The following is a 14087-nucleotide window of genomic DNA, read 5'->3' on the forward strand; positions in this document are numbered from 1 at the left end:
GAGACCTGTCTCGGCAGCCACTTCGGTGCGGGCCGGACCAATCCGCGGGCACCCCGGCTCCGAATCCATGGTGGAGTCTGTTCGGACCACTCGCCGACCAGCACGAATGGAAGCTCGCACGCATGTGCGCACCGTGGAGGAAAGCCGCGTGAAAGAAGCCGTACACATCGGCGGCCCCGCTTCGGCGGGGCCCGATCTTCAGGAATTGCTGAGCCAGGTGGCCAGGGGCGACCAGGAGGCGTTCTCCCGGGTGTACGACCAGGTCTGCGGACCCGTACTGGGCCTGGTGCGCAGCGTGCTGCGCGATCCGGCCCAGTCGGAGGAGGTGGCGCAGGAGGTCCTGCTGGAGGTCTGGCGGACGGCCACCCGTTTCCAGCCGTCCCGCGGCAGCGCCATGACCTGGGTGCTGACCCTCGCGCACCGCCGCGCGGTGGACCGGGTGCGCTCGGCGCAGGCGTCCAGCGACCGGGAGCACCGGGCCGCGCTGCTCGACCGTACGCCCGCCTTCGACGAGGTCACCGAGCAGGTGGAGGCCAGTTTCGAACGCGAGCAGGTGCGCCGCTGTCTGCGGACTCTCACCGAACTCCAGCGCCAGTCCGTCACACTGGCGTACTACCAGGGCCTGGCCTACCGGGAAGTCGCCGAGTTGCTCTCGGTGCCGCTGGGCACGGTCAAGACCCGATTGCGCGACGGGCTCATCCGGCTGCGCGACTGCTTGGGGGTGAACGCATGACCACTGCGGATCTCCACACGCTGACCGGCGCGTACGCGCTGCACGCCCTGGCCCCGGAGGAGCGCGCCGAGTTCGAACGCCATCTGGAGGCGTGCCACGCGTGCTCCCAGGAGGTACGGGAACTCTCGGCGACCGCCGCCCGGCTGGGCCGGGCCGTGGCCGTGACCCCGCCGCCCGCGCTCAAGGAGCAGGTGCTCCGGCGGATCGCCGCCGAGCGTCAGGACCCACCGAAGGTGACCCACCGTCAGGCCCGGTCCGGCGGCGGCGGCCGTGGCCGCGCGCTCTCCCGCTTCGCCCTGGCCGCGTGTCTGGCCGCCGTGGCGGGGCTCGGCGGGGTCGCGGTCTGGCAGAACCAGGAGGCGCGGGACGCGCGCCAGGAGGCACGGGCGGCGCAGCGGCACTCCGAGGAACTGACCGCCGTCCTCGCGGCCCCGGACGCCCAGGTCGCCACGGGCGGTCTGACGAACGGCGCGACGGGGAGCGTGATCGTCTCCCGTGCCCGGGACCGGGCTGCGTTCGTCGCCACCGGGATGCCGAAACCGCCCAGCGGCAAGGTCTACGAGCTCTGGTACAACGACGGCGGCACGATGCGCGCCGCGGGGCTGCTGAACCCCGCGACCGGCTCCGCCTCCGTACTGATGGACGGGCCGGTGGACGGCGCGTCCGGCATGGGCATCACGGTGGAACCGGCGGGCGGCTCCGAGCAGCCCACCTCCACCCCGCTGGCCCTGATGAACTTCCCGGCCGCGTGAGGGCGGCGGATCGGGCGGAGCCGCGGGCCATGACCTTGCGGCCCCGCCCGATCCACCGCCGACAGGCGCCGGCCGGTCAGTCGGCGCCCGTCGGGTCAGCGCGCGCCGGCCCGGGGCCTCTTCGGCGGCAGCGGGAAGAAACCACTCGTACGGGCGGTGTACTCGGCGAAGCCAGGACGGTCCGCCATATGACGTTCCAGCAGACGCTTCCCGCTCCCCTTGATCAGCAGCAGGCTCATCACCACGGGGCCGGCCACGGTCGCGGCGGCGGCCACCGGTTCGTCGCAGACGATCAGGAAGAGCCCCCACCACACGCAGAAGTCCCCGAAGTAGTTGGGGTGCCGGGTCCAGCTCCACAGCCCGCGGTCCATGATGCGCCCCCGGTGCACGGGATCGGCCTTGAACCGGGCGAGCTGCCGGTCCCCCACCGCCTCGAAGACCAGCCCGACCAGCCAGAGCGCGCAGCCCGCGTACGCGACCGGGCCGAGCGGTCCCGCCACGTACGGCGCGGCCAGCACGGGCAGCGCGACCAGCACGACCAGGGCGCCCTGGAGCAGATAGACCATGCGCAGGGCGTACAGGTTCCGGTCGCCGGGCGCGCGGGCGAGCATCGCCTCGTACCGCGCGTCCTCGCCGTGGCCCCGGCCGCGCGCGGCGATATGGGCGGCCAGGCGCAGCCCCCACACGGCGGTCAGGACGGTGATCAGCAGCCGCCGTGTCCCGTCGCCGCCGTCACCGGCCGACACGGCGTACGAGACGAGCGCGACGGCCGTGAAGGCGAGGCCCCAGGCGATGTCCACGATCCGGTGCATCCCTTTGACGAGGGCGAGCGCGAAGGTGACGAGCATGACGGCGAGGGCCGTCGCCGCGGCGGCGCCGACCCCCTCCCCGAACGCGGCCCACGGGTAGCCGTTCACCGCGGCACACCGCCCTGGTACCACTCCCGGAGCGCTCCGGCCGGGCCGCCCGCGGGCATCCCGCTCTCCCCCGTGGCCGTCGGCCGTACGGCGAGGATCTGGTCCACGCCCATCCGGCGCTCCTCGAAGGCGAGCGCGGAACCGGCCAGGTAGAGCCGCCAGACCCGGGCGGTCTGGAGACCGACCAGCGCGGCGAACTCGTCCCAGCGCTCCTCCAGCGTGCGGTGCCAGGCCCGGATCGTCCGGACGTAGTGCTCGCGCATCGCCTCCACGGCCCGTACCTCAAGGCCCGCCCCCTCCAGCAGCGACACGGTGTCCCCCAGCGGGCGCATGTGCATGTCGGGGGCGATGTACGACTCGATGAAGGCACCGCCGCCGGGGGCCGTGGCGGCGCGCGACATCTGCTGGACGAGGACCCGGCCGCCGGGCCTGACCATCCGGTGCAGCAGCGCGGTGAAGGCGGGGTACTCGGCGTCGCCGACGTGCTCGCCCATCTCGACGCTGGACACGGCGTCGTGGCCGCCGCCCTCGATGTCGCGGTAGTCGCACAGCCGTACCTCGACCAGCTCCTCCAGCCCCCGGGCAGTGACCTGGGCCCGGACGTACGAGGCCTGTTCGGCGGCGAGCGTGACGGCGGTGACCCGGGCCTTGAACTCCTCGGCCGCGTACAGGGTGAGCGATCCCCAGCCGCAGCCGATGTCCAGCAGCCGCGCGCCGGGTACCAGCGCGAGCTTGCGGCAGATCAGCTCCAGCTTGTCGCGCTGGGCGTCGGCGGCCCCGTAACCGGGTCCTTCGCCGGTCCAGTAGCCGCAGGAGTACGCCATCGTCTCGTCGAGCAGCAGCGCGTAGAAGTCGTTGGAGAGGTCGTAGTGGTGGCTGATCGCCGCCCGGTCCCTGGCCCTGCTGTGCACGGAGCCGGTGAGCCGGGCCTGCGCGGCGGGCGCGGGCGGGCGCACCCCGACGGCGCCGAGGCTCAGCGCGGTACGGGCCGCCCTGACGCGGTCGGCGGCGGTGAGCCGGGAGGGGCGCGGGCCCCGGTCGCGCACGGCGCTCCCGAGGGTGCGCAGCCCGTCGGCGAGTTCCCCCTCGATGTCCAGCTCGCCGGTGATGTACGCCTGGGCGAGACCGAGTTCGTCGGGCTGCCAGAGCAGCCGGCGAAGGGCGCGGCGGTTGCGGATCACCACGACGGGCGCGTCCGCTGGCCCGGCGACGGAGCCGTCCCAGGCGCGCAGCCGCAGCGGCAGCCGGCCGCCGAGGAGCTGTCCGGCGAGGGCGTGGAGGCGCGGGGCGGCGCCGGTGGGCGGCGCGGGCACCGGGAGGGGGGCCTTCCGGGTGGAGGTCATCGGGAGGTCTCCTTGGTCAGCAGCATCTGCTGCACATCGAGGTAGCCGGAGCGGAAGCCCGCTTCCGAGTAGGCGAGGTAGAAGGTCCACAGCCGGCGGAAGACGGCGTCGAAGCCGAGCGCGTCGACCCGTTCGGCCTGTTCGGTGAAGCGTTCGCGCCACAGCCGCAGCGTCTCCGCGTAGTGCGGGCCGAAGGTGTCGCGGTCGGTCACGCGCAGGGCGGTGCGGTCGGCGGTGATCTGTTCGATCGCCTCGACGGAGGGGCAGAAGCCGCCGGGGAAGATGTACTTCTGGATCCAGGTGTGGGTGTCGCGGGTGGCGAGCATCCGGTCGTGCGGCATGGTGATCGCCTGGAGGGCGATCCGGCCGCCGGGGGCGAGGAGCCGGTCCAGGGTCATGAAGTACTCGGGCCAGAACTCGGCGCCGACGGCCTCGATCATCTCGACGCTGACGACGGCGTCGAAGACGCCCTCCACGAGGCGGTAGTCGCACAGTTCGACGGAGACGCGGTCCTCCTGACCGGCCTCGCGGATCCGTTCGCGGGCCAGCGCGCACTGTTCTCCCGAGAGGGTGACGGTACGGACGCGGGCGCCGCGGGCCGCGGCGCGCAGCGCCAGTTCGCCCCAGCCGGTGCCGATCTCCAGCAGCGAGGTGCCGGGGCCGACCCCGGCCTCGTCCAGCAGCCGGTCGATCTTGCGGTGCTGGGCGGCGGCGAGCAGCGAGCGGTCGGCGGGGAAGCCGCGGAAGAGGGCCGAGGAGTACGAGAGGGTGTCGTCGAGGAAGAGCGCGAAGAGGTCGTTGGAGAGGTCGTAGTGGCGGCTGATGTTGTCGCGCGAGCCCTCGGGGGTGTTGCGCTGCGCGGCGGGCTGCCGGGGCGCCCAGAGCGCGCGGAGCCTCTGGAGCGGCCGGGGGACGAGTTCGGCGAGGCGTTCGGCCATGACGGTCAGCACGCCGACCAGGTCGGGGGCGTCCCATTCGCCGGCCATGTAGGACTCGCCGAAGCCGATCAGGCCGCCCGCGCCGATCCGGCGGTGGAAGGCGCGGGCATCGTGGATCTCCATCAGCGGGCCGCCGAGGCCGATCGTCGCGCCGCCGTCGAACCGTACGCGCAGCGGGAGCCGGCCGAAGGCGTGCCGGACGAGCCGTTCCGCCACGGCCGTACGGAGCGACGAGGCGCGCGGCAGGGCCGCCACATCGGGCCAGCGCCGCGGGTCGGGGTCGGGGGCGGGCGCCGGGGCGGCGGGGCGGGGGGAACCGGGAGCGCCGGGGGACGGGGCGGAAGCCGGGGAGACGGAGACGCTCACTGAAGACCCTCCTGGGGCTGGTGACGGGGACGCGGCTGGACGGGCAGCCCGCGCAGGCGGAGGCGGATGCCGTGGAAGCGGATGCCGGCGGAGACGACGGCGGTGGACCAGGGATGGCGCAGAGCGGCGCGCACCAGGTTCCCGGCGGTGGCGGGGCGGCGTTCGCCCCGTACGGTCGCGGTGAACGGGCTGCCCTCGGGGCGCTCCAGACGGATGGTCAGCCGCAGCCGCTCGTCCGGTTCGGGGAGGCGCATGGTGTAGCCGCCGTCGACCGGGAAGAACGGCGAGACGTAGAACTCCTTGTCCACGGTGGCCGTCCCGGTGGTGTCGGGGCGCAGCAGATAGCAGTGGCGCTCGCCGTAGGTGTTGTGGACCTCGGCGACGACGCACAGCGGGGTGCCGTCGGCGCGGTGGCACCAGAAGAGGCTGAGCGGGTTGAAGACATGTCCGAGGACCCGGGCGTGGGCGAGCATCGTCACCCGGCCGCCGGCCAGGTCGACGCCCTCGGCGGCGAGGAACGTCGTCAGCCCGGCGCGGATGGTGGGCCGGGTCCCGCCGAAGTGGTCGCGTGGGTCGAAGCGGGCGAGGGGGCGCAGCGGCCGGGGCAGCCGCGGCGGCCGGTCGGGGTCGATCAGCCACATGTAGGTGCGCAGGCCCAGGCTGTAGCGGCGCGGCGCGGTCCTGACATGGCGGACGTCGCAGGTGTAGAGCGCGGGTACGGCGGAGGCGGGCGCGACGGAGGCCGGCGGGGTGGCGCGGGCGCCGGGTCCGGTGGTCACCATGTCACCCCCAGGGCCTCGGCCGCCGCCACGCCGGCGCGACAGCCGTCCTCGTGGAACCCCCAGCCGTGGTAGGCGCCGGCGTACGCGGTGACCGGGCCGCTGAGCGCGGGCAGTTCGCGCTGGGCGGCGACCGACTCAGGGGTGTGGACCGGGTGTTCGTAGACCATGCGGGCGAGCACCCGGTCCTGGGCGACGCGGTCCGCGCCGTTCAGGGTGACCACATAGGTCTCGGGGGCGTCCAGCCGCTGGAGCCGGTTCATGTCGTAGCTGACCCGTACGGCGTCGGCGCCCGCGTCGCAGGCGGGCATCAGATAGTTCCAGCAGGCGCGGGCGCCCGCGCTGCGCGGCAGCACCCCGGTGTCGGTGTGCAACTGCGTGGCGTTACGGGAGTACGGGAACGCCCCGAGCACCCTGCGCTCGTCCTCGGTGGCGTCGGCGAGCAGCCGCAGCGCCTGGTCGGGGTGGACGGCGATGACCACCGCGTCGTACCGCCGGGTGGTGCCGTCCCCGGTGGTCAGCTCGACGCCGTCGGCGTGGCGGCGTACGGACCGTACGGGGGTGGCGGTGCGGACGGCGGTGAGCCGTTCGCCGACGCGGTCGACATAGGCGCGCGAACCGCCGGTGACCGTCCGCCAGACCGGCGAGCCCGAGATCGTCAGCAGCCCGTGGTGGGCCAGGAAGCGGAAGAGGTACCGGGCGGGGTAGCGCAACGCGGTCCGGGCGTCGCAGGACCAGACGCAGGAGACCAGCGGGGTCAGGAAGTGGGAGAGGAAGTACGGCGAGAAGCGGCCCTCCGCGACGAACTCACCGAGCGTCCGCCCGTCTCCCCCGACCTCCCCGTCCCTCCTCTCTCCCCCGACCTCCCCGCTCCGTACGGCGTCCTCGGCGGCGAGCAGCCGGCGGGCCGCCCGGTGGAAGCGGGGCACCTCGGTGAGCAGCCGCAGATAGCGCGGGCTGAGCGCGTTGCGCGGCTGGGCGAAGAGACCGGCGGCGCCGCGGGCCCCCGCGTACTCCAGCCCGCAGCCGTCGCACCGGACCGACATGCTCATGCTGGATTCCTGGGTCGCCACGTCCAGCTCCCCGAAGAGCCGCAGCAGATGCGGATAGGTGCGCGCGTTGTGGACGATGAAGCCGGAGTCGACGTGGTGCGCCCGGCCGTCGGCCGAGCGGATCTCATGGGTGTGCGCGTGGCCGCCGAGCCGGTCGTCCGCCTCGTACAGCGACACCTCGTGCGCGTCCCGCAGGACGTACGCGGCGGTCAGCCCCGCCACCCCGCCGCCCACCACGGCGGTACGCCGACGTTCCCCGCTCATGCTGCTCCCTCGCCCTGGTGCGTCGATCGCCCTCGTCCGGCGATCCGGGCCTCGCGCCCAGGTGCTGCGCGCGGCCCTTCCTCACCCGGCATTCGGGGCGGCGCGGGCCGGGGATTGGTGCGCGGCGCGATCTTTCGGAGAGGACGCCCTGTTCCGGGGCCTGTCCTGCCGTCGGCGGTACTTTTTTTCATTCCTTCGGGTGTCCGACCAATCCGCCTTGCTTCCGGTGCCGAATGGCCGGTGTGAGCGAAGATCGGAAAGTGCCGGAACCAGAGGCCCGTCAGCACGACGGTCCGACAGCGCGCCTGCTGCACCGCGGCCTCGGCGCGCTCGGCGGGCTGATCGCGGGTTTCTCCGCGCTGGCCGTGGCGGAGCTGGCCGCGGCGGCGGTCCGGCCCGAGGCGAGTCCCGTGACGGCGGTGGGCGGCGCGTTCATCGACCGCACTCCCCCGTGGCTCAAGGACTTCGCCGTACGGAACTTCGGGACCAACGACAAGCTGGTGCTCCAGCTCGGCATCGTGATCGTCCTGGCGCTCCTCGCGATGACGGTCGGTGTCTTCGCGCTGCACCACCGGCGGGCGGGCTCCGCGGCGGTGCTGGTCTTCGGGGCGATCGGCGCGGTGGCGGCGGTGAGCCGTCCCGGCGGCGGCCCCGTCGACGCGCTGCCCTCACTCGTGGGCGCGGTGGTGGCCTGCGGGGTGCTCTACCTGCTGGCCGGCGCCCTCGCGCTCCGTCCGTCCCCCGCGGCCGGCGGAACGGACGGTACGTTCGACCGGCGTCGCTTCGTGATCGCCGCGACGGCGGCGGTGGCGGCATCGGCCGGGGCGGGCGCGCTGGGACGCGGGCTCAACGCGTCGGGTTCGGCCGGCGCCGTCGCCTCGCGCAAGGACGTCGTCCTGCCGCCGCCGGCCTCCCCGGCCCGTCCCGTACCGGCGGACGCGGATCTGAGGATCCGCGGTCTCAGCCCGTTCACGACGCCCAGCAAGGACTTCTACCGGGTGGACACCGCGCTGGTGGTGCCGCGGGTCGATGCCACCGGCTGGCGGCTGAAGATCCACGGCAAGGGGGTCACCCGCCCCCTCACTGTCACCTTCGACGATCTGCTCAGGCGCGAGCTGATCGAGCGGGACATCACGCTGACCTGTGTCTCCAACGAGGTGGGCGGCCCGTACGTGGGCAACGCCCGCTGGATCGGCGTACGCCTGGCGGACCTGCTGCGCGAGGCGGGCGTACGGCCGCCCTCGAAGGGCGGTCCCGCCGACCAGCTCGTGTCCCGCTCGGTGGACGGCATGACCATCGGCTCCCCGGTCGAGACGGTCATGGACGGCCGGGACGCGCTGCTCGCCGTCGGGATGAACGGTGAGCCGCTCCCCTTCGACCACGGCTTCCCGGTCCGGATGGTGGTGCCCGGACTGTACGGCTACGTATCGGCCTGCAAGTGGATCCAGGACCTGGAGCTGACCACGTTCGCCGACTACGACGCGTACTGGGTGAAGCGGAGCTGGTCGCAGGAAGCACCGATCAAGACCGAGTCACGGATCGACACCCCGCGCCCCTTCGCCAGCCCCAAACCCGGCACGGTCCCGGTCGCCGGGGTCGCCTGGGCTCAGCACCGGGGCATCGCCCGGGTGGAGGTACGGGTCGACGGCGGCCCCTGGCACACGGCGCGGCTGGCGGCCCAGGACACCCGCGACACCTGGCGCCAGTGGGTCTGGGAGTGGCCCGCCACCACCGGCAACCACACCCTTGAGGTCCGCGCCACCGACCAGGACGGCTACACCCAGACCGGCAAACGCGTCGGCACCGTCCCCAACGGGGCGACCGGCTGGCACTCGGTGGTCGTCGCGGTCACCTGACCGCCGTCCGCACGGCCGTCCCACCGCACTCCACAAGCCACTTCACCCCTGTCCCTACCCCCCTGTGCCCGCACTCCGGCGAGCACCGCCTTTCCCAAGGAGATCCACCATGAACGCCACCCGTTTCCAGCGCGCCGCCATCGCCCTCGTCGGCGCCGCAGTACTCCCGCTCGCCCTCACCGCCTGCTCCAGCGACGACAGCAAGGACACCAAGTCGTCGGACGCGGCCTCCGCCGCCACCGAGACGGCCGAGACCCCGGCGGACAACGCGGCGGGCACCGGCGACCAGCCCTTCGGCACGGCGTGCGCCTCCGTGCCGAAGTCCGGCGCGGGCTCCTTCGACGGCATGTCGAAGGACCCGGTGGCCACCGCCGCCTCGAACAACCCCGACCTCTCCACCCTGGTCACCGCGGTGAAGGAGGCAGGTCTGGTCGACACCCTGAACAACGCCAAGGACATCACCGTCTTCGCGCCGACCAACGAGGCGTTCGCCAAGATCCCCAAGGCCGACCTGGACAAGGTCCTCGCCGACAAGGCCATGCTGACCAAGATCCTCACGTACCACGTGGTGGGCGAGAAGCTGGACCCGAAGGCGCTGGAGAGCGGCACCTTCCCGACCCTGGAGAAGTCCACGCTGACCACGGCCGGCTCGGGCGAGTCCTACACCGTGAACGACACGTCGAAGGTCGTCTGCGGCAACGTGCCGACCTCCAACGCCACGGTCTACATCGTCGACACGGTCCTGATGCCGAAGATGTGATCCGGTCCCTGCCGAACGGCGGGCATGGCGCGGGCCCGCACCCCCGAGAGGGGTGCGGGCCCGCGGCGCTCCGCCGTCAGCCGACCGAGCTGTACGCCACCACTCCACGCCGCACCGCGTCGACCGCCTTGCGGGCGTTCTTCGCGACCGTGCTGTCCTCCCGGGGGGCCGCCGCCGCGATCTGGCCGAGGACGTCGATGACCTGCTTGCACCAGCGCACGAAGTCACCGGCCGGCATCTCCGCCTCGCGCAGCACCTCGTCGAGCCCCTTGCCGGAGGCCCACATGTGGACCGGCCAGGCGAAGCCGAGGTCCGGCTCACGCTGGCCCACGCCCTCCGTCTGGCTGATCTTCAGGTCTTCCTCCAGGGCGTCGAGCCGGCCCCAGATACGGACCATCTCGGCCAGCGCGGTCTTCGCGTCGCCCGCCGGGAGCTTCGGCGCCACCGCGTCGTCGGCCTGCCGGGCCTCGTAGACCAGCGCGGAGACGCAGGCGGCCAGCTCGGCCGGGGAGAGCCCCTCCCACACCCGGTCCCGCAGGCACTCGCTGGCGAGGAGGTCCAGCTCGCCGTAGAGCCTGGCCAGCCGCTTGCCGTGCTCGGTGACCTCGTCGGCGCGCAGATAGTCCAGCTCGGTCAGGAGCGCGACGATCCGGTCGAAGGTGCGGGCGATGGTGTTCGTCCGGCCCTCGATCCTGCGCTCCAACTGGCGGGTGTCCCGCTGGAGCCGGTGGTAGCGCTCGGCCCAGCGGGCGTGGTCCTCGCGCTCGTCGCAGCCGTGGCACGGGTGGGCGCGCAGCTCCGTACGGAGCCGGGAGATCTCCCGGTCGTCGGCCGCCGTCGCCCGCTGCTTGCGGTGCCGCTCGGGCACGATGTGCCCGGCCTTCGTACGCAGCGCGGACGCCAGATCGCGGCGCGACTGCGGCGAGCGCGCGTTGAACGACTTGGGGATCCGCATCCGCTCCAGCGCCTCCACGGGCACCGGGAAGTCCATCGCCGCCAGCCGCTTGACCTGGCGCTCGGCGGTCAGGACGAGCGGACGCGGGCCTTCCTGGTAGTCGAAGCCGCGGTGCCCGTTGGCGCGCCCCGCGGGAAGTCCCGGCTCCAGCACGAGCGCGAGGCCGGCGAACTTGCCCGTCGGGACATGGATGACGTCGCCCGGCTTGAGCCGCTCCAGCGAGGTGGCCGCGGCGGCCCTGCGCTGTGCGACGCCCTGCTTGGCCAGCTCCGTCTCGCGGTCCTTGAGGTCGCGGCGCATCCGCGCGTACTCCTCGAAGTCCCCGAGGTGACAGGTCATCCCCGCCCGGTACCCCTCCAGGCCCTCCTCGTTGCGCTGGACCTGCCGGGAGATCCCGACGACGGACCGGTCGGCCTGGAACTGGGCGAAGGAGGTCTCCAGCAGCTCGCGCGACCGGTGCCGGCCGAACTGCTGCACGAGGTTGACGGCCATGTTGTACGAGGGCCGGAAGCTGGAGCGCAGCGGATACGTACGGGTCCCGGCGAGCCCGGCAAGCGCGCCCGGGTCCATGCCGCGCTGCCAGAGCACCACCGCGTGGCCCTCGACGTCGATGCCCCGGCGTCCGGCCCGCCCGGTGAGCTGGGTGTACTCACCGGGGGTGATGTCGGCGTGCTGCTCGCCGTTCCACTTGACGAGCTTCTCCAGCACCACGGACCTGGCGGGCATGTTGATGCCGAGGGCCAGTGTCTCCGTGGCGAAGACGGCCTTGACCAGACCGCGGACGAACAGCTCCTCCACGATCTCCTTGAAGGTGGGCAGCATGCCCGCGTGGTGCGCGGCGATGCCCCGCTCCAGGCCCTCCAGGAACTCGTAGTAGCCGAGGACGTGCAGGTCCTCGCCGGGGATGGAGGCCGTACGCTCCTCGACGATCTCCCGGACCCGGCGGCGCGCCTCGTCGGTGTTGAGCCGCAGGCCCGCGTACATGCACTGCTGTACGGCGGCCGCGCAGCCGGCCCGGCTGAAGATGAAGGTGATCGCGGGGAGCAGCCCCTCCGCGTCCAGCCGCTCGATGACCTCGGGCCGGCTCGGCGTCCAGATACGGCTGCGCTGGCGGCGCTCGCGCTCCCGGTCCGCCTCACGGACCATCTTGCCGCGGCGGCGGTCGCGCGGGTTGTACGTGCGCTGGTTCTCCATCCGGGCCAGCCGGACAAGGTCCGGGCTGACCTCGCGCTTGGCGACGCCTCGGCCGCCGTGGTCGGTCTCCTCCTCGAAGAGGTCGTACATCCGGCGGCCGGCCATCACGTGCTGCCACAGCGGTACGGGCCGCTGCTCGGAGACGATCACTTCGGTGTCGCCCCGTACGGTGTCCAGCCAGTCACCGAACTCCTCCGCGTTCGACACGGTGGCCGAGAGCGAGACGAGGGTGACGGAGGCGGGGAGGTGGATGATCACCTCTTCCCAGACGGCGCCGCGGAAGCGGTCGGAGAGGTAGTGGACCTCGTCCATCACCACATAGCCGAGGCCGACGAGCGCCCGGGAGTTCGCGTAGAGCATGTTGCGCAGGACCTCGGTGGTCATGACGACCACCGGCGCGTCCGCGTTCACACTGTTGTCACCGGTGAGCAGGCCGACCTTGTCGGACCCGTACCGCTTGGCGAGGTCGGCGTACTTCTGGTTGGAGAGCGCCTTGATCGGGGTCGTGTAGAAGCATTTACGGCCCTCGGCCAGGGCGAGGTGCACGGCGAACTCGCCGACGATCGTCTTGCCCGAGCCGGTGGGCGCCGCGACGAGCACGCCCTTCCCCGCCTCCAGGGCCTGGCATGCCTCGATCTGGAACGGGTCCAGACCGAATTCGTACATCTCGCGGAAGGGCGTGAGCGCCGTGGCCCGTTCCGCGGCGCGGATCCGGGCGGCGGCGTAGCGCTCGGCTGGTGAGAGGTCCTCTGTCATCTTGCGGTCGAGCCTACCCGCCACCTCTGACAGTCAGCCCGATCTTTAATCGTCTTTGGGCGGCACCGCTCCGCCGACCCCGGTCAGGTGATGTCGTCGTACCCGTTCACCCGGTTGTTCCGGGCGCCGTCCGACTGTTCGGGGAGCGCGGGCCGGGTCGAGACGGGTTCGATCTCGCCGATGGCCTCGGGCGTCAGGTCCAGGTCCGACGCCTCGTCGTCACCGGGGCCCGCCGCGTCGCGCGCCGCCTTGCGGCGGTCGTTGATCAAGGAGATGCCGGTGGCGAAGAAGTAGAGCACCCAGATCGGTACGGCCAGGCCGAGCATGCTGACCGGGTCGGTGCTCGGGGTGGCGACCGCCGCGAAGACCGTGATGCCCATGATCATGCCGCGCCACCAGCCGGCCATCCGCTTGCCGCTGATCACTCCGCCGAAGTTGAGCATCACGAGGAGGAGCGGCAGCTCGAAGGAGAGGCCGAAGACGACCACCATGCGCGTGATCAGGTCGAGCAGATCGTCGAGCGGGAGCTGGTTGTCCAGGTTGGCGGGCGAGAAGTCGAGGAGGACCCTCGCCATGGTGGGCAGCGTCTTGTACGCGAAGAAGCCACCGGCCAGGAAGAGCGGGAACCCCGCGGCGACGAAGCCGAGGGAGTACTTCTTCTCGTTCCTGTGGAGCCCGGGCGCGATGAACGCCCAGAGCTGGTAGAGCCAGATCGGCGAGGCCAGGACGACACCGGCCGTCAGGGAGACCTTGAGGGCGAGGGTGAAGGGCGTCACCAGACCGTTGAGGACGATCCGGGCGCAGGTGCCCCCTTCCTGCTTGGCGAGGTCGGTGAAGCTCACGGAACATCCGACCGACTTCAGCACCGGGTCGGTGAAGAACTCGATGATCTCCTTGTAGGAGAAGGCCGCGACGATGGTCACGGCGACGATGCCGATGAGCGCCTTGACGAGCCGGTTGCGCAGCTCGCGCAGATGCTCGACCAGCGGCATCCGCCCCTCGGGGTCCGTCTCCTTCTTGCGGGCGGACTTCAGCAACCCACGTCCTCATCTCGTGCGGCGGGCCGCCTCGTGGCAGTGCCCGCTCCGGCCCAGGTGGTGTCAGCGCTTGGTCGAGTCCGTGGGCTCGTTCACCGGGCGCGCGTTCGTCACGTCGCCGGGGAATGCCTGGATCGTACGGGGCGCGGTCTGGTCCTGAGCGGGGTCGTTCGGAGGCTCGGCCGGGGCGGTCTGCTGTCCCTCGGACTTCATGGCCTTGGCCTCGCTCTTGAGGATGCGGGCCGACTTGCCGAGCGAACGTGCCATGTCGGGAAGCTTCTTGGCGCCGAACAGGAGGATGACCACGACGAGGATGAGAATGATCTCGGGGGCACCGATCTTTCCGAACAGCATAAGTCTTTACCTTCTCACCGAGGCGGCACGG

12 protein-coding genes are annotated in these 14087 nt (G+C 72.4%); 4 read left to right on the forward strand and 8 right to left on the reverse strand.

Annotation, left to right across the window (positions count from 1 at the left end):
* Positions 1–148 precede the first annotated feature (148 nt).
* Positions 149–733, forward strand: a complete 585-nt coding sequence (locus tag ACIO3P_RS29835; RefSeq protein ID WP_329824461.1) for a sigma-70 family RNA polymerase sigma factor — start codon at positions 149–151, stop codon at positions 731–733.
* Positions 730–1485 carry an anti-sigma factor gene (locus tag ACIO3P_RS29840; protein WP_329824462.1) on the forward strand — a complete coding sequence of 252 codons (756 nt, stop codon included), beginning with the start codon at positions 730–732 and terminating at the stop codon, positions 1483–1485. The genes ACIO3P_RS29835 and ACIO3P_RS29840 overlap by 4 nt, the downstream gene beginning before the upstream one ends.
* A gap of 95 nt (positions 1486–1580) precedes the next feature.
* Here ACIO3P_RS29840 and ACIO3P_RS29845 read toward each other — a convergent pair whose 3' ends face one another.
* Genes ACIO3P_RS29845 through ACIO3P_RS29865 form a run of 5 tightly spaced genes read right to left on the reverse strand, consistent with a single transcriptional unit; the run spans position 1581 to position 7144 of the window.
* The gene (locus ACIO3P_RS29845) at positions 1581–2402 is read right to left on the reverse strand and encodes a DUF1295 domain-containing protein (protein ID WP_401854257.1); all 822 of its coding nucleotides are present in this window, start codon (positions 2400–2402) and stop codon (positions 1581–1583) included.
* The gene (locus ACIO3P_RS29850; RefSeq protein WP_401854255.1) at positions 2399–3745 is read right to left on the reverse strand and encodes a class I SAM-dependent methyltransferase; all 1347 of its coding nucleotides are present in this window, start codon (positions 3743–3745) and stop codon (positions 2399–2401) included. The genes ACIO3P_RS29845 and ACIO3P_RS29850 overlap by 4 nt, the downstream gene beginning before the upstream one ends.
* Positions 3742–5049 (reverse strand): class I SAM-dependent methyltransferase, encoded by a 1308-nt coding sequence (locus tag ACIO3P_RS29855; RefSeq protein WP_401854252.1) that lies wholly within the window; start codon positions 5047–5049, stop codon positions 3742–3744. The genes ACIO3P_RS29850 and ACIO3P_RS29855 overlap by 4 nt, the downstream gene beginning before the upstream one ends.
* On the reverse strand, positions 5046–5831 hold the full coding sequence (locus tag ACIO3P_RS29860) for a DUF1365 domain-containing protein (protein WP_401854249.1): 786 nt from the start codon (positions 5829–5831) through the stop codon (positions 5046–5048). The genes ACIO3P_RS29855 and ACIO3P_RS29860 overlap by 4 nt, the downstream gene beginning before the upstream one ends.
* Positions 5825–7144 carry an NAD(P)/FAD-dependent oxidoreductase gene (locus ACIO3P_RS29865; protein ID WP_401854247.1) on the reverse strand — a complete coding sequence of 440 codons (1320 nt, stop codon included), beginning with the start codon at positions 7142–7144 and terminating at the stop codon, positions 5825–5827. Before ACIO3P_RS29865 ends, ACIO3P_RS29860 begins: the two co-directional genes overlap by 7 nt.
* Positions 7145–7377: 233 nt before the next feature.
* On the opposite strand from ACIO3P_RS29865, the gene ACIO3P_RS29870 reads away from it, so the two are divergent.
* Entirely contained in the window at positions 7378–9000 is a 1623-nt protein-coding gene (locus ACIO3P_RS29870) for a molybdopterin-dependent oxidoreductase (protein ID WP_401854245.1), read from the forward strand.
* A 109-nt stretch (positions 9001–9109) separates the two neighbouring features.
* Positions 9110–9760 (forward strand): fasciclin domain-containing protein, encoded by a 651-nt coding sequence (locus tag ACIO3P_RS29875; RefSeq protein WP_401792996.1) that lies wholly within the window; start codon positions 9110–9112, stop codon positions 9758–9760.
* Positions 9761–9836: 76 nt separating this feature from the next.
* Here ACIO3P_RS29875 and ACIO3P_RS29880 read toward each other — a convergent pair whose 3' ends face one another.
* The 3 genes from ACIO3P_RS29880 to tatA all read right to left on the reverse strand — a co-directional run bounded on the left by ACIO3P_RS29880 (position 9837) and on the right by tatA (position 14056).
* Complete coding sequence (locus ACIO3P_RS29880) at positions 9837–12665, reverse strand: DEAD/DEAH box helicase (RefSeq protein ID WP_329824470.1); 2829 nt, start codon at positions 12663–12665, stop codon at positions 9837–9839.
* An 83-nt stretch (positions 12666–12748) separates the two neighbouring features.
* Positions 12749–13702 carry a twin-arginine translocase subunit TatC gene (gene tatC / locus ACIO3P_RS29885; RefSeq protein WP_329824471.1) on the reverse strand — a complete coding sequence of 318 codons (954 nt, stop codon included), beginning with the start codon at positions 13700–13702 and terminating at the stop codon, positions 12749–12751.
* Between the two features lie 63 nt (positions 13703–13765).
* The gene (gene tatA / locus ACIO3P_RS29890; RefSeq protein ID WP_329824472.1) at positions 13766–14056 is read right to left on the reverse strand and encodes a Sec-independent protein translocase subunit TatA; all 291 of its coding nucleotides are present in this window, start codon (positions 14054–14056) and stop codon (positions 13766–13768) included.
* Positions 14057–14087: the final 31 nt, after the last annotated feature.

It is taken from the genome of Streptomyces sp. NPDC087310 (assembly GCF_044744405.1).
Taxonomy (GTDB): domain Bacteria; phylum Actinomycetota; class Actinomycetes; order Streptomycetales; family Streptomycetaceae; genus Streptomyces.